Below are 23,773 nucleotides of genomic sequence, written 5' to 3' on the forward strand. Positions count from 1 at the left end.
GCGCAGCCGAACCGACATCCACGATCCTAAGCGATTGTTGGATAAAACAAACCTGGTTCAAACCTTGGGCGAACCGGCCGACGCGGCTAAGGTTAGGGCTCTTTGCGGATTCGCCGATTCTTCAACTCGGAACCTGAAATAACGATCGAAACGGTCGCTTCCACCTTTGCTTTGGCGAACAAGTCGTTCCAATCCTTTTTGAGCGGTTTGAACTGACGGTAATGATAGCGATAAAGCTTTTCCCCGAACCCGAATATATCCACGCCGTATTGATCCTGCACGCGGCCGATGATGTGCAGGACTTGCTGCTGCATATAATCGGACAACGCCTGCTCCAAGGCTTGAAATCCCTGCACCTTATGAACGGGCAGATCGGCATCCAGGCTGTTTAGCTGGCCTTCCCCTCGAATTCGCAATTGAATGAACGGCGCGCCATTCTTCATCGCGACGCGCACGCGGGTGTGCACGCGGTTGATCCGGACGGAAGCTTGGCCCGCATGGCCGGGAATCGGGAACGTCATTCCCGTCTGCTTCAGTTCGTTACGGACGAGATTCAAGATGCGCGTCTCATTGACCGAGAGGAACCCAATCAGCCTATCGTCCTTGAATACGGCCGATCCCGCGACTTTCAAATTCGACTTGGGGATAGCCGACTGGGAGTTCTGTCCGGCGTCGTTTGCCTTGACATTGCCGATCACCGTGATCGCCCCAAGCGTGAGTTCTCTCCCGTCGATCAAAATCGCCTGCGTGTAGTCGAACAATCGGCTGTTCGGAACGCCTCCCCATTCCTGGCGGAAATTCTCGACCTGGGACTGAATCTTCCAGCTGGCGTACACGCCGCCCGGCGACAGCACCTGCAGCACGTCCGAGGCGGGCACATCCTTCGCGACCAAGAGCAGCACGTCCTCGCGTACGTACCGCGAGCGCTGGACGAGGTCGATGAAATTGTTCAACCCTTTGCGCGCGGTTCGCTCGTCGATCACGATGACCCGCACGTGAGAAGGCATCATCAGCCGCTCGACATTTTCGTTCAGCCTTGACGCGGTGTCGGCGATCGAATTTCCCTCTACCGTATAGAGAACGGTCGGAATGCCAGATCCCTGACCTTGGGATGGCGTCGCCCCCGCCGCGTTCAACACCTCGAAGGTGACGCGGTGCCGGCCGTTCTTGCCCGGCTCCACCGCGACGCCGGTCAGCAGCGCCGACCGGTTCACCTCGGTCAAATCCCAGCAGCCGGCCAGCATCGCGCATGCGGCCGCGAGCGTCAGCCCCCTCAACAACCAGCGAATGCCTGTCATGAGGTCTTCCCGCCGATGATCCGCGAGAATGGGGACATATAAGGGACACCGAACGTTTCCATGCGCGACAGATGGATCATCAGAACGGCGCAGCCGAGGATGACGCCGTACAAGCCGGTGCACGACGCGAGCAAGATGAGACCGAATCGGAATAGGCGAATGTTCGAGCCGAACGTATAGACCGGCGCGACATAGCTCGAGATGACGGTAAGCGCGACGACGATGACGTTGATGTTCGACACGATGCCCGCCTGCACCGCCGCTTCGCCAAGCACGAGCGCGCCCGCGATCGAGATCGCCTGTCCCACGAGGCGGGGCATCCGGGTACCCGCTTCCCGCAAAATCTCGAAAGCGGCCTCCATAAGCAGAATTTCAACCACCGCCGGGAACGGAATCCCTTCCCGCTGGGCCGCGATGCTCGTCAGCAAAATCGTCGGAATGAGCTCCTGATGATAGCTCGTAATGGCGACGTACAGCGAAGGGACGACCAGCGACAACAGGAACGCGACGTAGCGAAGCACCCTGGCGAACATGCCGACCAGGAACCATTGATAGTGATCTTCCGGCGACTGGAAGAAATCGCGAAAAATCGCGGGGACGACCAGCACGAACGGACTGCCGCCCACGATGACGGCGATGCGCTTATCCAGCAGGCAGGAGCAGACCGAATCCGGCCGCTCGCTGTTGTAGACGGTCGGGAACAGCCAATAGCCGCGCGGACGGAACAGCGACTCCAGACTTCCCGAATCGAACAGGCTGACCATCCTGCAGGAGCTCACCTGTTCCCTCACCTGCCGCAGCACCTCTTCGTCCGCTTCCTCTTCGATGTAGGCGAGGTACACCTCGGTTCTCGTCTTCTCTCCGATCTCGTATCGCTCGAACCGGAGCTTGTCCGTCCTGATGCGCCTTCGGATCAAGCTCATATTCGTCGCGGCCGATTCCGTGAAGCCTTCCTTGGGCCCCCGGACGACGTTCTGCGAAGTCGGCTCCTCCACGGAGCGGGTTACAAGCTCCTTCACGTCGACGAGCAGGCAATCGCGCGCTCCTTCCGCGAACAGCGCGGCATACCCGCGGCCGAGCTTCATCGGCAGGACCTGCAATTGGCCGGACAGCTCGGCGCTTAATCCGCTTAAGCAGCGCTCCCGCACCTGCTTCAGCAGCGCATCCGCATCCTCGCCGGCCAGATCGTCGCCCGCTTGCGCGAGCGGCTGGATCACGTAATCCATGATGAACGACGCGCTCGTCAACGTCGTGAAGTAGCATAACAGGCCTTCCTTGCCGCAGAAGCGGAGCGATACGAGCGCCAGATCGTCCGTATTGCCGAACGTCCTTTGCAGCGCGGTTCGCACGGCCTCAAGCGTCAGCCCGCCCCCGTCTAGTCCGGTCGGGCTCCAATCGGTTGTGTTGTCGCCACGGTTCATGTGCGTTCTCCTTTGCGAAAGCGGATCCGCAGCAGGATGAGCGTTGCCGCCGGGACCGCGAGCTGGACCGGGATATGAAGCCAATAGATGACGTACTTCAACCCTTCTTCGAAATGCTCGGCATTGTTATGCGTCACCAGAATCGAGAAAGCGCCGACGAGCAGCGCGCACGGCAGCGTGAAGCGGCGTTGGCGCCCGAACACCCGGTTCGCCCCGAGGGCGGCGGCATGCACGAAGACGGCGCATTTGATCAGAACGCCAGAGATGATAATGAGCGCGACGAACGCGTCCAGCCGGGTGATGAAATTGAAAATACTGATCATCCTCGCCGCGTCCAGCAGCGGGAAAACCGAAAACACGATGTTTTCCATCCCCAGCACGCTCGTTTGCAGCATGTCCGAGAACGTCAGCAGCAGACAGGCGCTGATCATCGCCACCCAGCCGGTGCGCCGGAATGAACGAACCGTGCCGAAGCTGGAGCTAAAGACAAGAAAGACGATCAGCTCCCCGTACGGGAACCATACCGAGCTTTTCAGTGGAACGATAAGCACCTTCGTCAGCCCTTCGGATAGAAACGGCAGAAGCCGCTCCGTGTCGACGGAGCCGCTGAACAAGAGAAGAAGCGCCAACGCAAAGAAAAAGGAGCCGATAAGCGCCGCGATCAGCACGGATAATCGGCCCATCACCGCTATTCCTCCGGACGCGGCATAGGCGATAACCAGCACGAACATAAAAATCAAGACCGAAGACGGTGTGGCACGCAGTATCGAGGTCATGACAAGCTCGATCATGTCGCGGACGTTGCGCGAGGCGATATAGAGAAAATAGACAAGATAGCACAAGGCCCACACGCGCCCAAGCGTCTTCCCCCACGCTTTGTCTAGAATATCGTACCACCCGCCCCCTTTCCCGGCCGCGGCCAGTCCCGCGAAGAGAAGGAAGAGCGCGCCCGCGGGAACGACCGCGATCAACTCGACAAGCCAAGCATCGGGCACAAGCCGGGGCGGCCCGAAAATGATGGACGTCCCGAGCAGAAAGACGAGCAGGATGGTATACCCGTGCACCACGTTCATTCTCGTAGTGGCCGCCAAAGCTAGATCACTTCCTTTCGTCCTGAATCCGAATGGCTCGCAGGCGGCGTAGGATGGCTGCTCCCATGTCTCCCCAGCCGGCGAGCAGGAGCGCCGCGCCGATCATGATGAAGGCGGGGCCGTGCGTATAATCGAACAACAAATGCCGACACGTCTCGTACAAGCTCTTCCGGTACACCAGCATATCCAGCCCGGCCAGCAGGATTAGTCCCATCGAAGCGATGATCCAAACGCCAAGCGCCGTCATCTCCATGCTCCTCTCGAACGCGTCTATACATGGTAAATTGCGCTTGCCCGGCCTTAATTATGTACGATGTCCGAATGAGTCGGGCGTTTCTACCACGAGGCGAACGCCCTCGACAACCGGTGCAGCCGCACATAAGATATCGGGATACCTGCAAGCGGAACAACGCTGGGAAGGAGAACGCCCATGGCGCGAACATTTAACCGCAAGCCGGCTGCCAAGCGCATTGCCGCCGCAGCCAAGCGTCTACGAGTAAAACCAGGACGTTCGCGATTCGGCCCCAAACGTTCGGTATCGAAACGAACCAAACGAGGCGCCGGGTCGCTTAAGCATTCGCATAAGAAGCGGCGCCCAGCGCGATTCGCGGTCTCCGCGCTGCCGGTGCCCGCATTAAACTTGCCCGACGTGCCGCGATATGCCCCCGCCCCGCCGGGCGAACGCCAGCTGTCCGGAGCGAAGCTGTCCATCCTGTATCTCGTGCACGGCTTCTTCCCCGAGTCCTACACGGGCACGGAGAAATTCGTGCTGAACATGGCCAAGGCCATGCAGCAGCGGGGCCACCGCGTCAAGGTCGCCACCTATAGCGGCCTCGTGCCGGAGGAAGCGCCGCTGACATTCGGCGACGTGCTCGGCAGCGAATACGAATTCGAAGGCATCCCGGTGCTGGCTTACCGTCACCGCAGACACGATCCCGCGCAGGCCGCCGGCTTCGGCGATCATTCGCTTCTGGCGCTGGCCGAAAGCATCCTCATCCGCGAGCAGCCGAACCTGCTGCACGTCGGACATGCGATGCGCGGCATGGAATTCGTGCAAGCCGCCCGGAACTTAGGCATCCCTTACGTCATGACGTTAACCGACTTCTGGTTCGCCTGCCCCCGTTCGAACCTGCTGCAGGTCGACAAGCAGCTGTGCGCCGGGCCCGAGGGAGGGACGGCCTGCATGACGCGCTGTCAGATCCCTTACGCCGCCGACCGGCTGCAGACCCAGATGCCGCTGCTTCTCGGGGCTAGCCGGATTCTATCGCCTTCGGTCTTCCTCGCTTCCTTCGTCAAACAGGCCTTGCCTGATCTGCCGATCGAAGTGCTGCCGCACGGCATTCGCCATGAGACGGTCGTCCCCAATGCCAAAAGCTACGGGAAAGGCAGCCCGATCACGCTGATCTACGGCGGCTCGTTGAACGAGCATAAAGGGGTGCACGTGCTCATCGCCGCCCTGTCGAAGGTCGCCTCGCGCCGGCTTCGCCTGCATATCTACGGGTCCGGCGAACCCGCCTATGAAGCCGCGCTGCGCCGTGCCGCCGCCCGCGACGCGCGCATCTCGTTCCGAGGCCCCTATGCCGAGGGCGACATCCCCCGCCTATATCAAGAGGCCGATATGGCCGTCGTGCCGTCGGTCTGGTACGAGAACTACCCGCTCGCGCTGCACGAAGCGCTCGCCGCCCATGTCCCGGTACTGGCGTCCAATATCGGCGGCATGGCGGAGAAAATCGTCGATGGGCTAAACGGCTACACCTTCCGCGCCGGCGACGCGAGACATTTGGCGGAGCGCATCAGCATGGTCGCGCGCGATCCCGCGCTGCTTAACGGCTTGAAAGACAACATTCGCGCCATGCCGCTTTCGGACGTCGGCGTCGAAGCGGAAGCGTATGAATCGATCTACTATGCGCATGCGAGACCATGACGAAAGCCCTCGGCCAGTCGCGTTGACGCGAGTCTGGCCGAGGGCTTTGCAAGGTTGAACCGGAAGCTGGCGAAACACTGTCTTATAGGGGCAAGCGCAAATGGAGTCGGTTCGCGGCCGGCTATACTCGTCTAACGGCCGACGGACCCGCGATCACGTCGACGAGCAGCTCGGGGAATTGCTCCCTGAGCATCGCCGCCACGGTGGCCATCCCCGCCTCCTCGCTTTTTTGGTGACCGGTTACGAGCAGCGCCTTGGCCAACCCCATGTCGACCGCGTCGCGAACATATTCGTTCGTCTCCCACTCGTTCGTCTCGCCCGCGATCAGCAGATCGATGCCGCCAATGCGCAGGACGTCCATCTGAATTCGTCCTCCCGGCGCGCCGGGAAGGAACCCGATCCGGCGGGCGGGCATGGCGGGATCGCCGGCCAGCAGCAGGCTGTCGATGCCGAGCCGCTGTTTCAGATGATCCGCGACGGCGCCGACATTCCCCGCTTCGCCGGGCGGCAGCGTCAACAGGTGGCGGTGGTCGGGATCGGCATACGCCGACCAGCCGAGCTCCTGCAGCATGCCGCTGAGAATGCCGTCGGGCTCGTATTCGTGAATATAGTCATGCAGCCGGAAGATCGCGATGCCCGTCGATTCGATCAACTCGCGCTTCTTCTCGTAGACGGGATCGCCCTCGAGCCAGCTCGTCTCGTCCAGATGGTTGTAGAACGTCGGCTCGTGCGCGATGATCAGGTCGGCGCCCGTGTCGACCGCCTGCTTGATGATCGCGAAGGTCGCCGTCATCGCGACCGCGACCTTGCGCACCGGCTTGTCGGGGCTGCCGCTCTTCAGCGTGTCGACCGTCTGATCGAGCGGTCCGACCGGCGCGACGAGACGGTCGATAATCGTTTGAACGGTGATGCTCAATGGATGGTGCCTCCTTCATGGGGATTAGGGACGGAAATAAGTATGTACGCATGCTACAGACTAGCATAGCATGAAATCCAGCCGATTCGCGCCGGTCCAGCCTGGCCAACGGCAAAAAAACCGGCTCGCCCCGCGAGCCGGTTACTTCGTCTGTCCTTGCTTATTTCACATCCAGCACGATTCCGCTTGCCGTCGCCCACGCGCCGACCGGCGTCACCTCGTACGTCATGCCGGCCGTCAGCTTGCCGCCGTTCTGAATATCGAAGATGCCGGTCTCGCCTTTGCGCGTCTGCACCCGGTATTGCGCCGTCAGCACCGAGCCATCCTTGCCCTTCAGCTGCACCGAGCGGTAAGCGAACAGCTCGTCGCCCGGATCGGCCGTCAGCGATATGCGGATCGAAGCGTCGTCGATGTTGGCCGCGGAAGCGATCGTAAGCGGCGCCACCTGCTCAGCGGTGAAGGTCTTATTCGCAAGCTCGAACCAATCGGAGGTAACGGTATACGTCAAGCCCGGTTGGAGCGAGGTGCCGGCCGGCAGACGGAATTTCGGCTCCTGCTTGCCGTCGGTCGATTGCGTGAAGCCAACGTAGTTGACCGTGATCGGCGCGCCGTTCTCCGGCGTGAGCACCGCTTGGCGGGTCGCCAAGGAAGAAATGATTTGAAGCGGCTTGCCTTGGAACGTGTTATCCGCTTCGAGCACGATGGCATTGGCGCCACGGCCTCCCGAATAAGCGGAGATCACGTAACCGTAATCGATGACGCCGTCCTCGCGCAGGGAGCTAACTTCGAACGTGTCGTTCGTCACTTGGCGGACATCCTTGAGCTTAATCGTTTCCTCGGCACCGGTCAGGTTGAACGTTTGATTGCCTTTATAGGTGAGCGAGAAGCTCTCGCCAGGTTTCATCGTTTGGACGGGCACGATATAAGTCGCGATGGAGCCGGTCTTGAGTCTCGGCTGGTTCACGAGCTTCAAGCCGTTGCTGAACACGAAGTTCGCCTGCGCCGCTGCCGTCGCTTCGTCCGCCAGCGTCATCGGCTGGTCGAATACGACTTCGAACGTAATTTTGTTGAGCGCCCTGATCGATACGATCGAGGCCGCTTCGCTGCGTACCGCTTGCTGCGCTTGAAGCAGCAGCTGCGCCGCTTGGCCGCGCGTAAGGTTAGTTTGGCCGATGCTCAGACCGTCCATCCAATATTGCACGGACTTGACGTCGCGCTGCAGCGCCTTGGCGATCATCGGCGCGATGTCGGCGGCCGCGAGCGGCTTGTTCGGCTGGAATTGCGCGTCTTCTGTCAGCAGTCCGCCGGCGAGCGCGGCGCTCGCGTAAGCGTCGTACCACTTGGCGTTCGGCAGCTCCGATGCGGCCTCCACGTTCAAGCCCAGCGCCAAGACGGCCATCTTGATGAATTCCGCGTTCGTCAGGTGCCGCTCCGCGTGCAGCTTTCCGTCGCCCCCGCCTTGCAGGACGCCTTGCTCCGCGAGCTTCGCCATCGCCTGCTCGACGCTTACCGCCGCCCTGTTGCTCGCGCTTGCCGCCGATAGCGGCGCTTGGAACGGCAGCAGCGCGCCTCCTCCGATCATCATGGCAATCGCGATCATGGCTGCTTGCTGGTTACGCTTCTTCATCTATTCCTCTTCCTCTCGGCTCTGATTTAGTGGTGTTTCCCTTGACTACTTCATCATAAGGGACGACCCTAAACCCGCTTCAAAGGAGATCTAAACAATTTATAAACAAGTCCGAAACCTAGCATGAACAGATTCATCCGATGGCCCGCTACACCGTGAACCGATAGCCTGCTCCCCATACCGTCCCGATAAACTGCGGATTGGACGGGTCGGCTTCGATCTTCTCCCGAATGCGCGAAATGTGCACCGTGACTGTGGCGATCTCGCCATTGGATTCCATTCCCCAAATGCGCTCGAACAGCTCTTCTTTGCTGAATACCCGGTTCGGATGCTCGGCCAGAAACAGCAGCACCTCGAACTCCTTCGCGGTCAGCGGCACCTCTCGGTCGCGCACGAAGACGCGGTACGCCGCCTTGTGGATCGCAAGCTCGCGCACCTGGATCACCTCGGGCTCGGCCGTCTTCCGCTCCGCATCCCGATCCCGTGCCGATAGCCGGTCGTACCGGGCCAAATGCGCTTTCGCCCGCGCCACCAGCTCGCTCGGACTGAACGGCTTGGTGACGAAATCGTCGGCGCCGAGCCCGAACCCTCTTATCTTATCCACTTCCTCGTTCTTGGCCGACACGATGAGCACGGGAATATCCAGCTTCTCCCGCACCTGCTTGCAAATCTCGAAGCCGCTCGCGCCCGGCAGCTGCAAATCGAGAATGAGCAGATCGAAACCGCCATCCAGCGCAAGCCTCAGGCCTTCCGTGCCATCATGGCAAATCTCCGCGTTGATATCATGCAAGCCGAAGTAGTCCTTCTGCAGTTCGGCGATATAAGGATCGTCTTCAATAATCAGTATGCGTTTCATCAGTTCGTATCACCGGCGTTCCTGTAAGATTGGCAGCGTAAAATAAATCGCGGTTCCTTGGCCTTCTTCGCTGCGGGCCGTAATCGTCCCGCCATGTCCTTCGACGATCTGCTTGGCGATCGCCAGCCCCAGCCCGCTCCCGCCGCCTGACCCCGGCGTGCGGGAGTCGTCCGCCCGGTAGAACCGGTCGAACACGAACGGCAGCGCCTCCGCCTTGATGCCCGGCCCGTTGTCCGCGATCATGACGGTCACCTGGCCATGAGGCTCGTCCGGGCGAATGCCGACGGTAATCCGCTTCGGCTCGCGCGTCATGAACTTCATGCTGTTGCCGAGCAGATTCCGGACGACGCGCTTCAATTTCTCCCGGTCGGCCCGCACGAAGACCGGCTTCTCCGGCAGCGGCTCCCACTCGACCTCGATGCCCGCCCGCTCGAAGTCGATCGCGTGCTCCTCGACGAATCCTCGCATGAGCACGGCGGCTTCGGCGTCCTCGAACGTGAACGGCTCCTTGTTCAAATCCAGCTTCGAGTAGTAGAACAGCTCCTCCACCATGCGCTCCATGTCGGAGGCGCGGGTATGGATGGCGCGCGCGTATTGGTCCAGCTTCTCCGGCGTCCGCGCCACGCCGTCCCGTATGCCTTCCGCGTACCCTTTGATCGTCGTGATCGGCGTGCGCAGGTCGTGCGAGATATTCGAGAGCAGCCCTTTGCGGTTCTCCTCGTACTGCAGCTGCAGCCGGATCGATTCCTGCAGCCGGCGCCGCATCTCGTCGAAGCTTGCGGTAAGCTGTCCAACCTCGTCCTTGGACGTCGGCCGCAGCTCTTCGGTTAGATCGCCTTCCTTGATCCGTTCCGCAGACTTGCGCAGCCCTTCGAGCGGCAGCACGATTTTGCGCGTGACGTACCGGTACAGCACGATGCCGGTCAACAGCACGATCAGCGCGAACAAGCCGACGAGGACGGGCAGCATTTTGCGGACGACCTCCGCGAACGGACTCCGCTCCCGGATGACGAAGATGCTCCCCTTCTCCTTCTGCGCCGCATCGAAGTAGAAATCGAATTTGGCGTAGGCGAAAAAGCGGCTGCCGACGTTCATCGTCTCGCGAATGCGATAATTCCCCATTTCGTAGGCGGGCAGCGCGCCGGCGAAATCGGTCTCCTTCATGTTCGGCGTCGCATAGAGCAGCTCGTCGTCCTTGCGAACGAGCAGTCCGGCCTGCACCATTTTGAGCTGGAGATCGTAATCCTGCAGCAGCGCCGGGTCCGTCAGCTTGTCCGGATCGTGCTTGGCCAGATATTTCAGATCGAGGAAGATGCTCTCCTCTTCCTCCGACAAGGGATGAAGCGAATAATGGATCGTATAAAAGCTTCGCACGCTCCGGTAATCGCCCGTCGCCGCGACGGACAACAGGTAGGCCGCCAGCATGAACAGCGTCACCGAGACGATGACGACCGAGGTCAACGAGAATAGCAGCCGAAACCGAATCGACACGAGAGGCACCCCTTCCTTTTCGTCTGATTAAGCGAGATAGGACTCCGTAAGTTTCGCGTATTCCGCATATTGCCGCGCCCACTCTTCCTTCCGCTGCGGTATCGGGCGGCCGTCCAGCAAAGCGGCGATCACGTCCAGGCAAACCTGCCAACCGGCCAAGTCCCTGGCTGTGTGCGCCGTGACCGTGCCGATCGTCTCGATCAGAATAAGGCTGCTGCCTTCGTCTTGCGGCTCCAGCTCGAAGCGGACCCGATCCTCGCCCCACTCGTATTCGAGGACGGCCTGCGGCGTCATCGCCATAATCGTCATGCGCTCGAACGCGCCGTCCCCCATATCGAACAGCATGGCCCCGCCTTCGCGCAGCTCCTCGACCCGCAGCTCGCCGAACCATTGGGTCAGCTTCTCGTTATCCGTCAGCATCGCCCAGACGTCCTGCGCCTCATGACGGAACCGCCGTTCGAAACGGGCGATATAACCGCTCTGCGTTTGTTCGAAATTAGCCAGCATCTCAAGGTCCTCCCCTATATTTAGATATTCCGTTGCTCTGAAACGCTATCCATAACAAGAATTCACTTCATTCTAGCATAAGGGCATAAAAAAAGACCAAGCATCAAATCGCCTGGTCCGCAAATGCCGAAGTCCTTACAATTCCGCCAACGCCTTCTCCCGGTAAGCTTTCACTTCCGGCACGTCGGCCTGCTCTCCGTTCTTCTTCACGAATACTTGCCAATCGTTCCGCTCCAGCACCGCCAAAAATCCCTTCACGATCTCGCCCGTCTTCGTGTCGGGGTGCGCGGCGACCGTCTTCGTGTAGCTCGCCTTGACCTCCTCCGCCAGCTTGTACGTATCGAAATCGAAGACCGGCGTGTTATTCAACCCATACAGGTACATCGACAGGTAGTTCTGAAACAGCTGCTTCACGCGAGCAAACTCCGGCGCATCCGGATACCGGGTCAGATAGGCTTCATGCGCGAGCGTCCGCTCGGCGAGCTGGTCCCAGCTGATGACAAGACCGGCATCGCTGGACGACTTCTCGTCCGACTCCAAGGCGAGCAGCGCGATATAATCCACAAGCTGCGGCGATAGCGAGCCCGCATGCTTCTTCAGCAGGCCGTAATCGACCACCGGGAAAATCATGCCCTCCGTCGCCTCCAGTTTGTAGCCTTCCGCCCACACGTTTTCGATCGCCCGCTTCACCTTGTCGTCCGTCACCTGATTCAGCTTCTCGGGCGTAATCGGCCATTCGATCGCCGCCAGCTGCTCGTCGATCCGCTGATCGGCCAACCGCTGTTGAGCCGGCTCCAGGTCCTGCTCGTAGAACGCCAGCATGTCCCGCATGATTCGATCCGCCTCGTCCGCCGGCAGCTTGGCCAGATTCGCATCCAAGAACGCGAGCCGCTCCTTCGCGTCCGCCTGCTTCGTCTTCAGCGCTTCATATTCGGCGACGATCCGTTCGGTCTTCTCTTGATCGGCGCTGTCCGCATCGTTCGAGCCATTGCCTCCGTTCGTCGTCTCGCTGCCAGTCGAGCCCGAGCCCGTCTGCTCGTTATGAACGGTGTCTCCGCCCGGATCCGATGCCTTCCCGCAGCCGACCAGCAGCGTGCCGGCAAGCATAATCGCCATGAGCAGCGCCGTATAAGAACGCCATTGTGTTTGTCTTGTCAAGCGAATCCCTCCTACATCCTGCTAAGTAGCTATTAGACGGCTAACGATGCGTCAAGGTTGCACCGCGATGGAACCGCAGCGCCATATCCATACGCACCGGTAATATGCGTCTTCCCGATGGATGCGATGCACGCGGAGCGAGCTTAGCATGTTCATGGCCACAAGAAGCACCAACAAGAAGGAGCACATGGTCTCCTTCTTGTTGGTAACGTTAGCTCGAATCAGCCCCTACGCGGTTTATCGGAATAATCCCAATACCGCGTCCAGCGAGTAGTCACCGGCACCCGTCAGCGCCGCGCCGATCGCGACGGCGAGCAGGACAAGCGGATATTCATAGCCGTTTGCCGTAGACCACAGGCCGTTGCGCCAGTGCACTTTGACGATCGCGCCGATCATCGTCAACGCGATGAAGGCCGCGGCGATCGGCGTTAACAGACCCGCCGCGAACAGCGCCCCGCCCGCCAGCTCCAGCAAGCCGGCGAATACCGCCATGACGACGCCGGGTTTGATGCCCACCGATTCCATCCAGCCGCCCGTTCCTTTCGGCCCGTAGCCGCCGAACATGCCGAACAGCTTCTGCGCCCCATGCCCAACAAACAATACCCCTACCACGACGCGTACAATCAACAACCCGAGATCCATCATGTAAACCCATCTCCTTTTTCGTTTTATTTTAATTATCTTTATTTAAAGATATATAGCGCAAGTTTAGTCATGATCGCCGTTCGCGAATTTCTCGGCGGCGAGTTTCAACGGCGTGACGTCATTGCCGCGCTCATCCATGACGGACACGCTGCGCATCATCGTTTTCACCTGTCCGCGGATATAGCCCAAATATTCTTGGCGAAGCCTCGCTTGCTCGAGACGTTCATCCTCCGTCAATCCGCCGCCGCGCTGCATGCGGCTCAATTCGTTAATCCGGTCCAAAATCGGGATCATCATATCGTTCATCTCTCCTTGCATGCATGTATTAATAAGGCGCTACGGTCGTAACCGGCAGCAGCTTCGCTTCGATGTCGGCTCTTTGCTCCTCGAACCATTCCGGCAGCATCAGCTTCTCGCCGAGCTTCTCCGGCTCTTCATCCCGCGCGAAACCTGGAGGGTCGGTCGCGATCTCGAACAGTATGCCGCCGCTCTCCCTGAAGTACAGCGCCTTGAAATAGTTGCGGTCCACGATCGGCGTCGCCTTGAATCCGTGCTGGATCGCGATGTCTCTCCATTGCTCGTGGTCCTGATCGTCCCGCGCGCGCCATGCAATATGGTGAACGGTGCCTGCGCCGCTTGCGCCCCACTCCATGTCGCGGAGCGGCACGTCGACGCGGTTGCCCAGTTCGGCGCTCGATTGGAATCTGGCGTAGTTGGCGTCTTCGCCGACTTTCACGAATCCGAGCACCTGCGCAAGCGTACGCATCGTCGACGCGTGATCCACGCTGTAGAGCACCGCGCCGCCGAAGCCTTTGATCGCCTTCGCCGCCGGGATGCCGCCCGTCGTCGCCGTCTGCGTCGCGCCTTCCACTCGCTCCACCAGCTCCAGCCTTAAGCCGTCCGGATCGGCGAACTGCAAGTACGTCTCGCCGAACCGTACCGAATTCGACGCGCTCACGCCCAGCAGCGCGAGCCGCTCTTCCCAGTACGACATCGCGCCTTGCGGGATGACGAACGTCGTGACGCCGACCTGCCCGCCCCCGACGCGTCCCTGCCGGGCGTGCGGATACGGGAAGAACGTGATGATCGTGCCCGGCGTTCCCGCTTGGTCGCCGAAGTAGAGATGATACGTGTGCGGATTATCGAAGTTGACCGTCTTTTTGATCAAGCGAAGCCCGAGCACCCCCGAGTAGAAATCGACGTTCTCCTGCGGGTTTCTTGCAAAAGCCGTAATGTGGTGAATGCCTGCCGTCCGGTTCGTCATCCTTAATCGCTCCCTTAATATAGGTTAGTTGTTGGGTGATCCATCTATTGCCTCGTCGCCGTGTCCGTTCGTTGTTGTCTTTGTTTTAATTATCTTGAATTAAAGATACTTTACTTTGAATCAATTGTCAATACCCTCTTATCCATTTTCCGCTTTTTCGTTCTTTATATTCTTGCCTTCTTAATTACCGCTTTTCTCTTACTTGTTCGGCTGCTTTCTTTTTCTCGCCGCCCCCCTCCCGCTTTATGTCGATTGATGTCATAATAGTAGTATCTATCAATCTACCGGGGAGTCGTGGCTACCATATGAGCCTAAATCATGAGAACGACCATTCTTCATCCTGGATGGAGCCGCGCAGCATGCAGTTCCCGGGTGCCGCGCTGTTCATCGATATTTACGGTTTCACCTCCTTAAGCAAGCAGCTTACCGCGCAGGGAGCAGCCGGCATCGAACAAATTTCTATATTACTGAATACATATTTCGACCGCATGCTCTCGGCCATCGACCGCATGGGGGGCGAGGTCGTGCAGTTCGCAGGAGACGCCCTGCTCGCCGTATGGACCGTCGACCCGGACGAGCATTCGCTGGAGGAAGCCGTTCTCTCGGCCGCCCGCTGCGGATTGCTGCTGCAGCGCCAGCTGCATGACCGGGAGATGCTGCCCGGGCTCCTGCTCTCGCTTCGCATGAGCATCGGGGCGGGCGATATCGAGAGCGCGCTTGTCGGCGGGCTGGATAAGGAGTGGGAGCTTGCGCTGGCCGGCGAAGCGCTTTCTCAGATTCGCGCCTGCAGCGCCTACGCCCAGGCGGGCAGGGTTCTCCTCTCTCCGGAAGCCCGCTCGCTCATCGGGAAGCGCTATCCTTCGGAATTAACCGAAGCCGGCAGCGCCTTCTTCTCCGAGGAGGCGCACGATGAGCCTCCATCCGAGTCGAAGGATAATGAAGGAACCCTCCTTCAAGATCCCGCCCAAGCTGCCCAGGTCGACTGGTCCGCCGAGCTTCGGCTCATCACGGTGCTCTTCGTGAAGTTCAGCCAATCCGCGAATAAGCTGGACATCGGGCAGCTGCAGCCCGCGACGGTCGCCATTCAGCAGGCCATGAAACTGCACGGCGGCACGATCCACAAGATCAGTCACGACGATAAGGGCAGCGCCGTCATCGCCGCGCTCGGGCTTCCCGCCCACACCCACGAGAACGACGCGTTCCGCGCCGTTCGGGCCGCGCTGGCGATGCAGGAGCGCTTGAAGGCTCTCGGTCTCGGCCATCGCATCGGCATCTCCACCGGTCTCGTGTTCTATGGCTCGATCGGCAACGCGGTGAAGCGGGAGTACACCATGCTCGGCGACGCCATGAACTTGGCGGCCCGCCTCATGCAGCATGCGCCGGAGCAGGAGATCCGGTGCGACGCCGCGACGCGCGAGGCCGCCGGAGGCGGCGTATGGTTCCGCGAAGAAGCGCCCGTCATGCTTAAGGGGCTGAAGGAGCCGCAGCCGCTGTTTACCCCGCTCGGATTAACGGGAGAAGCCCGGAGCAGCGGGCAGACGCTAGTTGGCCGGGAGCGCGAGATCGCCGAGCTGCGGCAGAGGCTAGACCTGCTCGCACAAGGAAGCGGAAGCTACGTCAGCCTCATCGGCGAAGCCGGCATCGGCAAGTCCCATTTGCTCCAATTCGTCCTGCGCGAAGCGGCCGCCCGAGATGTGACCGTCCTTCGCGGCGCGGCGGACGCCGCCGAGCAGTTAACGCCGTACTATCCGTGGCGAAGCATTTTCCACGCGCTGCTGCGATTGGACGCGCTTCCCGAAGACGAGGACGCCAGGCAGCTGGCCGTTCTGGACACGATCCGCCGTTCCGCTCCCGACCTGGAGCACCTGGCTCCCCTGCTGACGCCCGTGCTGCCATTCGCGATCGCGGACAATGCGTGGACCAAACCGATGACCGGTCAGATCCGAGCGGATAACGCGCATGCCTTGATGGTGCGGCTCCTCGGACACTTCGCCGAAGCAACGCGCACCGTGCTCGTGCTCGACGACGGCCATTGGGCGGACTCGTCCTCCTGGTCGCTGCTGCTGCAAGCCGCGGGCGCGCTGCCGCAAGCGCTGCTTATCGTCGCTTCCCGGCCGGAGAGCGAGCAAGTGGAGGCGGGCGAGCAGGCGAGCCTGCAGCTTCCGTCCTCCCTTACGCTGCGCCTCATGGAGCTGTCGCGGGACGAATCGCTCGCGCTCATCGCCGACCGGCTCGGCGTCGAGCGGCTGCCGGACGAGGTGGGCGCGTTTATTCTGAGCAAATCGGAAGGCCATCCGTTCTTCAGCGAAGAACTCGCCTATGCGATGCGCGACAGCGGCGTCCTTGAGATCCACGACGGCCAATGCCGCGTGCTGCGCAACTTGGACGAATTGTCCGACGTGCATTTTCCGACGACCATCCAAGGCATCGTCCGAAGCCGCATCGACCGTCTGCCCCAGGAGGAACAGCTCGTCTTGAAGGTCGCCAGCGTCATCGGACGCATCTTCACTTATGCGGCGCTGGACGGGACGATGCCCGTCGCCGGCGGCGGCGAGAAGCTGTTGGCCCTGCTGGAGACGCTGACCGAAGCGAACCTTACGCTCCGCGAACCGTCCGATACGGAGCTTACCTACCTGTTCAAGCATGTCATCACGCAAGAGGTCAGCTATAACTTGCTGCTGCATTCCCAGCGCAAACAGCTGCACGGCACGCTCGCCAGCTGGTACGAGTCGCAGTACTCCGACTTGTCGCCGTATTACGGTCTGCTCGCTTACCACTGGTCGAAGGCCGAGGATACCGACAAGACCGCCTACTACCTGGAGCGAGTCGGATTACAAGCGCAGCGGACGGGTGCCTATCAGGAAGCGGTCGGCGCGTTCACCGCGCTCGTCGGCGGAGAGACGTTCGCCGAATCGTCCGCCTCGATGGCGAAGTGGCGCCGCATGCTTGGCGAAGCGTATATGGGCATCGGGGATATGGCCAACGCCTCGGAGCAGCTGTGCGCCGCGCTGACGCTGTACGGGCGCCCGCCCGCTTCGACTCCTGGCCGCTTCAAGCGGGACATCGCCAGACAGGCGGCTCGCCAGCTGCTGCATCGCGTCATCCCGGAGCGTCTGGTCGGTCCCTTCTCGCAAAGCCGAAGAGAGCTGCTGCTGGAGCAGTCGCGGTGTTACTGGCGGCTGGCGGAGATCGCGTTCTTCGTGAACAAGCCGGGCGATAATCTGTACCATACGCTGCACGGCCTGAATTTGGCCGAGCGCGCCGGCATCTCGCCGGAGCTCGCCCAAATCTCCGGCAACATGTGCGTCACGGCCGGCATCATGTCTTTACATAAGCTCGCGAAGGCCTATATCAATCAGTCGCTTCGGACGATGAACCAAATCGAGGAGCTGTCGGCCGAAGCCTGGGTGCGCATGAACATCTCGCTTTATTTCACCGGCACCGCGCAGTGGAAGGAGTCGATGGACTATTCCGGCCGCGCGATGGATATCTACGAGAAAATGGGTAACAGACGCTACTGGGAGGCTTGTTCTTATCTGATGGTCAAAGCGCTGGCTTACCACCATGCAGACTTCCCGGCAAGCACGGCGCTCGCGGCGAAAATCTACGAGTCCGGCCGTCTTAGCGGCAACGCGCAAGCCAAGTCTTGGGGGCTTCTGGCGCAAGCGGAGAATGCGCTCTACAACGACAAACCGCCGGAAGCGCTGCGCCTGCTGTCCGAAGCCGAGGCGCTCATTCCGATCCATATCGGATTGACGGAGGAAATCCGCCTGCACAATCTGCTCGCGCTCGTCCATCTGCGCACCGGCGGTCTCGACGAGGCGAAGCGCTACGCTCGCCAGGGATTGACGCTGACCAACCAGTCCGCGGCGACGACGTATTATTCGTTCGACGGCTACGCCGCGCTTGCCGAGACGCTGATCGATCTGTGGCAGCGGGAGAGCGGCGATCGGATCGAGAGCCGAGCCGCGATGGACGAGGCGATCGGCATCCTGCGCCGGTTCGCCAAGACGTTCCCGATCGCGCTCCCTCGCCTCCATGGTTACGAAGGCTCGATCGCTTGGCATGAAGGCGACCGCGAACGCGCCCGCAAGTTGTGGAAGCGCAGCCTGCAGCAAGCCCGCAAACTCGGCATGCCGTACGAGGCATCGCGGACGGAAGCCGTCATGTGGCAACTGGATAGCCGCTCTTCCTAGCGGTTGCAGCAGCCTCGCCTATTTGGACAATAAGAAGGCCTGAGCGAGACGTCCTTGGAGGACGCCGCTCAGGCCTTTTTTGGCGCTTCGAATCAGAGCCGTTATTTGACGCTCGCGAGCTCAGCCGCAGGTAACTCCGTCATGCGCGCCGTCAGCCCGCCGAACGGGTAAGTCGGCAGCGTGATCCGGCTAGGCCGCATCTCGCCTTCCCCGTACAACCCGGTCCAATCGACGCCAAGTCCATGTACCCATAGCGGGAGCAAGCGGTCAAACTTGCGCTTCGCCAGCCAGCGGCGAACGAGCTCGCCGCAATCCTCGTCGTCCGCCGCGAACAGGCGCACCGCTTCGTTATCCGGACTTACGCGGCCGTAATAGATGCCTTCCTGCCCGCAATTGCCGGAGACGAAGGCCGTTAGCTTAGCGCTTAACTCCCGGAACGATCCGGCCACAACCGCAAGCCTTGCGTCCATCGCATCCCTGCCTGTCTGAAGCGTGAACGCCGCGTCGTCGATCCGCTCCTCCGGAAGCGTGGAGACGAAGGCGAGCAGCTCGACTGCCTGCGCTTGGAGCGCGGCTTCGTCCATCGCCGACAGCAGGAACACGCCCGGCTGCTCCGGCGCAATGACGCTGGCTCTTGGCTTCCGAGGTCTCCGCTCGTACGCTTCCAGTACGACATGCGCGTTGACTCCGCCGCGGCCCAGTGCCGTAATGCCCGCCAGCCGTGGCGCCTTCCGGCCTTGCTCATCCCGATTCGCGTTCTCTCGGTCCACAGCGAAAGGCTCCGCGGCGGAATCGCGCGACGGATCGGAAAGGTCCGGCCGCAACAATTCCAGCGCATTCATAACGCTCGCCATTCCGGCAGCTTGACCTGCGGCGCTCGACGTACGGAGGCCGTGTCGCGGCTCCAGCCGACCAGTATCTCCCGCCGCCCGTCCAAGCTCGCCGTACGCGGCTTCCGCCAGCACTTGCAGCGCATCCTGCGCCTCTGATCCGAAAGCCTTCCCGTCCAGCTCCGCGTAGTCAACCGCCGAAGGAGCGATGTCCATTTGGTCGTAAGCATCCGCTATCAGCTCGGACAGCGCATTCTCGCTTGGCGCGGCATTCGACCTGGAACGTCCGCCATGGCTCGCGATCGAAGCACGGATCACCGCGGCGATCGGGTCTCCATCGCGCTCAGCCGCGCTCAGCTTCTTAAGCAGCAGCATGACGCCTTGTTGATCGCCCTGTACGGCGGCACCAGCGTCGATTCCGCCGACGAGCGCCGTCTCGCATTCGCCTGCGCGAATGGCCTTAACCGCGCGATCGATGGCCGCGAGCGCGCTCGAACCGGCCGTATTGATATCCTCGCTCGGTCCGCGAAGATCGAGCAGCCAGCTGAGCGAATTTGCCGCATTCAGCGGGGGCCAACCGGCATCCAAGCCGTCTCCGATTGCTGGGTCTAGGTGCCGGGCTGAATCGGCGGCAGCGCCTCCGTCCATGCCGACGAAGACGGCCGTTCGGCTGCCCGCAAGCGCGCCCGGCGCGCAGCCAGCAGCCTCGACCGCTTTCCAGCCGTGCATCAGCGCCAGCCGATGAAGCGGCTCCACAAGCGCAGCCTGCTCCGGCGACAAGCCGAAGATCCGCGGATCGAACCGCTCCCGCTCGGCGTTATCAGCCTCTCCGGCTTGCGGCTGAAGCCCTTGTTCATCCGCGCCTGCGACGAACGGCAACGAGCCGCTCATGCCAATGATCGCGATCGGTTCATGCAAGACGGGTCCTGTCACGGCAACGCCGTGAGCGGCCTCGCGCTGCGGTTCTCGCTTCGGCAGCCAGTGCCGGTCTTTCGCCAGCGGATAGACCGGCAGCGGGACGCGAACGTATCGCCCGCCCCGGAACAATTCGCCGTAAGGCAGCGGGCAGCCTTCCGCAAAGAGGCGCGCGAGCGTTCGAACAGGCTCGTCGCCCGCCTCTCCGGCGGAAGCCCCCGCGCATCGGCTCAGACACTCGCGTCCCAGCCGGAGCGCGGCCTCATCCTTGCTTCCGCCGCGGACAGCCGCTTCCGATACGCGGACGTCCTCGCTACTCCCCGCTGCCAGCCAACGTTCAAGCATGTGCAGCAGCTCGCTTGGCGTACGCGCGGCGCATGCCAGACGGTGTCCGAGATGCTTTCTTCCCGTTAGCAGCGTAAAGCTGATGTCCGCCAACCCCTCAGGCCGCTCCCGGCGAATGTAATCCGCCAGACGTTCGGCTTGCAGACGCAGTTGATCCGGCGTTCTCGCCGACAGCGCGATCAGCCGGCTACGGCCGTCCGCGGTCGGATGAGGCCGATCAGGCGCTTCCTCCACCACGAGATGCGCGTTAGTGCCGTTCAGCCCGAAGGCGCTGAGCGCGGCTCTGCGCTTCCCTCCAACTGGCGCCTCCCAAGGCGTCAGTTCGGTATTGACATAGAACGGGCTTTGCTCGAAATCGATATTCGCGTTCCTGTTCTCGAAGTGGAGCGTCGGCGGCATCTGGCGGTTCTGCATGGCCAGCAGCAGCTTGATTAACCCCGCCACGCCGGAAGCGGTCGCCGTATGGCCGATATTGGACTTGAGCGACCCAATGGCGCAATATCCGTTCGCCGGCGCGGACGAGCGGAATACGCGGCTCAACGCCTCGACCTCGATCGCGTCTCCGAGCTGCGTGCCCGTCCCGTGCGCCTCCACGAATTGGATCGTCGACGGTTCGATGCCGAAGTCCTCGTATACCCCGCGGACGAGCCGCTCCTGCGACTTGGCGCTCGGGGCGGTAATGCCGTTCGTTCTGCCGTCCTGGTTCATGCCCGAGCCCCGGATCACGCCGTAAATATGGTCTCCGTCCGCGATCGCGTCCTCTAACCGCTTCAGCACGACGGCGCCCGCGCCTTCGCTCAGCACGAAGCCGTCCGCACGGTCGTCGAATGAGAAGCAGCGTCCTCGCGTAGACAGCAAACCGGCATTGGAGCCCGTCGCTTGGAAGTCCGGTGTTAGCCGCACCGATACGCCCCCCGCGATCGCCATCTCCGTTTCGCCCGTCCACAGGCCTTGGCAGGCCAGATGAATCGCCACGAGCGAGCTTGAGCAAGCGGTATCCACCGCGATCGCAGGCCCGTGCAGATCAAGCACATATGCGATGCGCGACGGGATGAGCGAGGGCGACATTCCCCACAGCGCTTGCGACGGCGCGTCCTCGCCGTAGAGTTGATGGTATTCGCCGTTCTGACAGCCGACGTAGACGCCGCAGCGACGGCCTTCCATCGCTTCGCCGGCATAGCCCGCATCTTCCAGCGCCTTCCACGCTTCCTCCAGGAAAATGCGCTGCTGCGGGTCCATATAGTCCGCTTCTTGCCCTGGAATATTGAAGAATGCGGCGTCGAATTCGTCGATCCGCTCTAGGAAGCCCCCATACAGCGCGAACGGCTCGCGATTCGGGAACGCCCGTCCAAGATCCCAACGCGTCGTTTCCTTGACGAGATCATCGCCGGCCGCCAGATGCGCCCACAGCTGGTGGACATCCTCCGCGCCGGCGAATCGGCCGCTCATCCCGACAACGGCGATCGGCCCTTTCGCAACTACGGGAGTCGAAGCGGCGCCGCCGGCTTCGCGGCTCTCCGCGCTCGCGGCGGTCTCCGCGGCCGATTCGCCGACGAATCCCGCGACTTCATAACCGTCGAACATGGCCTGTTCTTGCGTAACCCATGAAGGATCGGTCGCTGCGCTGACGTCTCCCTTCGGCATGCTGGCGCGATTGTCGGACGCCGCTGCCGCGCGCCGAGCAGCCCAGCTCGATGCGATCGCGTCAGCCTCGTCGCTTAAGCGAGATTCCCGGGCAGCCGCCGCCTCCTCGAGGCCAGAATCCTCCGCAGTCTTCGGCAGCCTGATATCGGAAGCATGTCGATCGACGAGGTGACCGGCCAATTGATGAACGGAACTATAGTCGAAGATGTCCGTGATCGACAGCTTGCAGCCGAGCGCTTGATTCAGCCCTTTGACCAGCTGAATGCCGGTAATCGAATCCAGGCCGTAATCGGAAAAGGCGTCGTCGTCGTCGATCATGTCATCCGTCAGCTGAAGCGACTGCTCCAACTGGCCCCGGATCACCGTCCGAACATAGGCGCGGACCTCGTCCGGCGTCCATTCGCTCATGCCCGTGCCGGTTCGGCGGTCGGCCGATATTGCCGCTGCAGCATGGTCGACATTCAAGTCCGCAACTTGGCGCTGCGGAATTACGAGTCCCACCGCCTCGGCAACCGCTAGTCGCGATGCCTCCGAAGTCTCCGAAGCCGTCGCCGGCTGCCGAATGAATCCGTCGCTTTCGCTGACGATGATTTGCTGCCCTCTGCCGCCGTCCGCCGCGAACAGCACGGAACGGAAGCCTTCATCTTCCAGCGCCCGCTTCCATTCCGCCTCGCCCAGGCACGGCGAGCCCGGAATGCGGATCGCTTCGTCCTCGTACAACCACCAACCGTCCAGCAGCCCGAACGTCACGTGGGCGAACACGGTATTGGACGTAATTTCGTTCAGCAGCAGCAGCCCGTTTTGTTTCAACGCCGCTTTGCAATTGCGCAGCGTCCGGCGAATATTGGCCGTCGCATGCAGCACATTGGCCGCGATGACGAGGTCATACGCGCCGCATTCCAGTCCTTGCTCTCCATACGGAAGCTCCGCATTCAGAAGGCGGCAGTTCAAGTAGGGATTCTCGCTGCCGTACGCCCGCTTCGCATGCGCCAGGAACGCCTTCGACATATCCGTATAGCAATATTCCTGCACGAGCTCCCGATAAGGCCGCAGCCTGCGGAATATCTCGGCGCTCGTCCCTCCTGTGCCGGCCCCTACCTCCAGAATGCGAATGCCGGGCCGATCTGCGGCGCTTGACGTACGTCGCTCCGCCGCGATCTCTTCCATGTACGCTTCGACCATATCGCCCAGCACGCCGTTATAGTAGTCCGCGGTCCGGTTGTGCTTATAGATGCCTTCCACGAGTTCCATCGTTCCGCCGGGGAATAAAATTTCCGTCGCCTTGACCAGCCCGGCCAAAATATCGGGCAGCGCGCGCAGCGTCCGTTCGGCTAGGCGCGCTTGCGCCGCCAAATCCGGATCCGCGAGCCAACCCGCGCTCAGACGGTCCCACTGCGTCCACAGCTCCCTGACATCCGGAGGATCGGCCTGCACCGCGGCGTAGCCCTCTCCCGTTCGGACGAGGAAGCCCGCGCGCGCCAAAACGTCCAGACTCTCGCGCATCCATCGCCGGTGCGGCGCCCGTAATGCATTCGTCTGCTCCATGAGCGAGCGAGGGTCGCGCCCCCGCCCGAAATAGCCGGCCGCATGAAGCTGTCCCCATAGCATTCGGTTTAACATCTGTTCCATGAGCTCCATGCATCCT

At 61.4% G+C, this 23,773-nt stretch carries 16 protein-coding genes; 2 read left to right on the forward strand and 14 right to left on the reverse strand.

The features are described 5' to 3' along the window. Positions 1–92: 92 nt before the first annotated feature. From ACFSKT_RS10155 to ACFSKT_RS10170, 4 genes are read right to left on the reverse strand one after another with little or no spacing between them, the layout of a single operon-like run. Positions 93–1,298: a Ger(x)C family spore germination protein gene (locus ACFSKT_RS10155; RefSeq protein ID WP_377722620.1), complete on the reverse strand. Its 1,206-nt coding sequence runs from the start codon at positions 1,296–1,298 to the stop codon at positions 93–95. Continuing rightward, positions 1,295–2,719 carry a spore germination protein gene (locus ACFSKT_RS10160; RefSeq protein WP_377722621.1) on the reverse strand — a complete coding sequence of 475 codons (1,425 nt, stop codon included), beginning with the start codon at positions 2,717–2,719 and terminating at the stop codon, positions 1,295–1,297. Before ACFSKT_RS10160 ends, ACFSKT_RS10155 begins: the two co-directional genes overlap by 4 nt. Next, the gene (locus ACFSKT_RS10165; RefSeq protein WP_377722622.1) at positions 2,716–3,810 is read right to left on the reverse strand and encodes a GerAB/ArcD/ProY family transporter; all 1,095 of its coding nucleotides are present in this window, start codon (positions 3,808–3,810) and stop codon (positions 2,716–2,718) included. The genes ACFSKT_RS10160 and ACFSKT_RS10165 overlap by 4 nt, the downstream gene beginning before the upstream one ends. A 7-nt stretch (positions 3,811–3,817) precedes the next feature. Then, positions 3,818–4,057, reverse strand: coding sequence for a hypothetical protein (locus ACFSKT_RS10170; protein ID WP_377722623.1), 240 nt, complete (start codon positions 4,055–4,057; stop codon positions 3,818–3,820). 183 nt (positions 4,058–4,240) lie between these two features. On the opposite strand from ACFSKT_RS10170, the gene ACFSKT_RS10175 reads away from it, so the two are divergent. Then, positions 4,241–5,734: a glycosyltransferase family 4 protein gene (locus ACFSKT_RS10175; protein ID WP_377722624.1), complete on the forward strand. Its 1,494-nt coding sequence runs from the start codon at positions 4,241–4,243 to the stop codon at positions 5,732–5,734. Between the two features lie 121 nt (positions 5,735–5,855). On the opposite strand, the gene ACFSKT_RS10180 is transcribed toward ACFSKT_RS10175, so the two are convergent. The 9 genes from ACFSKT_RS10180 to ACFSKT_RS10220 all read right to left on the reverse strand — a co-directional run bounded on the left by ACFSKT_RS10180 (position 5,856) and on the right by ACFSKT_RS10220 (position 14,198). After that, a complete protein-coding gene (locus ACFSKT_RS10180) occupies positions 5,856–6,650 on the reverse strand; it encodes a Nif3-like dinuclear metal center hexameric protein (RefSeq protein WP_377722625.1) in 795 nt (264 codons plus the stop codon). A 160-nt stretch (positions 6,651–6,810) separates the two neighbouring features. After that, positions 6,811–8,277: an S-layer homology domain-containing protein gene (locus ACFSKT_RS10185; RefSeq protein WP_377722626.1), complete on the reverse strand. Its 1,467-nt coding sequence runs from the start codon at positions 8,275–8,277 to the stop codon at positions 6,811–6,813. Positions 8,278–8,425: 148 nt separating this feature from the next. Continuing rightward, positions 8,426–9,133 (reverse strand): response regulator transcription factor, encoded by a 708-nt coding sequence (locus tag ACFSKT_RS10190; protein ID WP_377722627.1) that lies wholly within the window; start codon positions 9,131–9,133, stop codon positions 8,426–8,428. A 9-nt stretch (positions 9,134–9,142) separates the two neighbouring features. Next, positions 9,143–10,624 (reverse strand): sensor histidine kinase, encoded by a 1,482-nt coding sequence (locus ACFSKT_RS10195; RefSeq protein ID WP_377722628.1) that lies wholly within the window; start codon positions 10,622–10,624, stop codon positions 9,143–9,145. Between the two features lie 27 nt (positions 10,625–10,651). Further along, the gene (locus tag ACFSKT_RS10200; protein ID WP_377722629.1) at positions 10,652–11,131 is read right to left on the reverse strand and encodes an SRPBCC family protein; all 480 of its coding nucleotides are present in this window, start codon (positions 11,129–11,131) and stop codon (positions 10,652–10,654) included. 135 nt (positions 11,132–11,266) lie between these two features. After that, positions 11,267–12,289, reverse strand: a complete 1,023-nt coding sequence (locus ACFSKT_RS10205; RefSeq protein WP_377722630.1) for a hypothetical protein — start codon at positions 12,287–12,289, stop codon at positions 11,267–11,269. Positions 12,290–12,526: 237 nt separating this feature from the next. Continuing rightward, the gene (locus tag ACFSKT_RS10210) at positions 12,527–12,934 is read right to left on the reverse strand and encodes a DoxX family protein (RefSeq protein ID WP_377722631.1); all 408 of its coding nucleotides are present in this window, start codon (positions 12,932–12,934) and stop codon (positions 12,527–12,529) included. A gap of 63 nt (positions 12,935–12,997) precedes the next feature. Further along, positions 12,998–13,231: a DUF896 domain-containing protein gene (locus ACFSKT_RS10215; RefSeq protein WP_377722632.1), complete on the reverse strand. Its 234-nt coding sequence runs from the start codon at positions 13,229–13,231 to the stop codon at positions 12,998–13,000. 28 nt (positions 13,232–13,259) lie between these two features. Next, a complete protein-coding gene (locus tag ACFSKT_RS10220; protein WP_377722633.1) occupies positions 13,260–14,198 on the reverse strand; it encodes a ring-cleaving dioxygenase in 939 nt (312 codons plus the stop codon). A 305-nt stretch (positions 14,199–14,503) separates the two neighbouring features. Here ACFSKT_RS10220 and ACFSKT_RS10225 point away from each other — a divergent pair, with 305 nt between their 5' ends. After that, on the forward strand, positions 14,504–18,394 hold the full coding sequence (locus ACFSKT_RS10225) for a BREX system ATP-binding domain-containing protein (protein WP_377722634.1): 3,891 nt from the start codon (positions 14,504–14,506) through the stop codon (positions 18,392–18,394). Between the two features lie 101 nt (positions 18,395–18,495). Here the strand turns inward: ACFSKT_RS10225 and ACFSKT_RS10230 are convergent, their stop codons facing one another. Continuing rightward, positions 18,496–23,757 (reverse strand): beta-ketoacyl synthase N-terminal-like domain-containing protein, encoded by a 5,262-nt coding sequence (locus tag ACFSKT_RS10230; RefSeq protein WP_377722635.1) that lies wholly within the window; start codon positions 23,755–23,757, stop codon positions 18,496–18,498. Positions 23,758–23,773 lie beyond the last annotated feature (16 nt).

Source organism: Paenibacillus xanthanilyticus (assembly GCF_042682185.1).
GTDB lineage: Bacteria > Bacillota > Bacilli > Paenibacillales > Paenibacillaceae > Paenibacillus_Z > Paenibacillus_Z xanthanilyticus.

Bases quoted from the DNA above. Each gene is read 5' to 3' on its own strand.
- ACFSKT_RS10215 (WP_377722632.1), bottom strand. From the start codon at position 13,231: ATGATGATCCCGATTTTGGACCGGATTAACGAATTGAGCCGCATGCAG.
- ACFSKT_RS10175 (WP_377722624.1), top strand. From the start codon at position 4,241: ATGGCGCGAACATTTAACCGCAAGCCGGCTGCCAAGCGCATTGCCGCC.
- ACFSKT_RS10155 (WP_377722620.1), bottom strand. From the start codon at position 1,298: ATGACAGGCATTCGCTGGTTGTTGAGGGGGCTGACGCTCGCGGCCGCA.
- ACFSKT_RS10200 (WP_377722629.1), bottom strand. From the start codon at position 11,131: ATGCTGGCTAATTTCGAACAAACGCAGAGCGGTTATATCGCCCGTTTC.
- ACFSKT_RS10230 (WP_377722635.1), bottom strand. From the start codon at position 23,757: ATGGAACAGATGTTAAACCGAATGCTATGGGGACAGCTTCATGCGGCC.
- ACFSKT_RS10220 (WP_377722633.1), bottom strand. From the start codon at position 14,198: ATGACGAACCGGACGGCAGGCATTCACCACATTACGGCTTTTGCAAGA.
- ACFSKT_RS10185 (WP_377722626.1), bottom strand. From the start codon at position 8,277: ATGAAGAAGCGTAACCAGCAAGCAGCCATGATCGCGATTGCCATGATG.
- ACFSKT_RS10190 (WP_377722627.1), bottom strand. From the start codon at position 9,133: ATGAAACGCATACTGATTATTGAAGACGATCCTTATATCGCCGAACTG.
- ACFSKT_RS10160 (WP_377722621.1), bottom strand. From the start codon at position 2,719: ATGAACCGTGGCGACAACACAACCGATTGGAGCCCGACCGGACTAGAC.
- ACFSKT_RS10210 (WP_377722631.1), bottom strand. From the start codon at position 12,934: ATGATGGATCTCGGGTTGTTGATTGTACGCGTCGTGGTAGGGGTATTG.
- ACFSKT_RS10225 (WP_377722634.1), top strand. From the start codon at position 14,504: ATGAGCCTAAATCATGAGAACGACCATTCTTCATCCTGGATGGAGCCG.
- ACFSKT_RS10170 (WP_377722623.1), bottom strand. From the start codon at position 4,057: ATGACGGCGCTTGGCGTTTGGATCATCGCTTCGATGGGACTAATCCTG.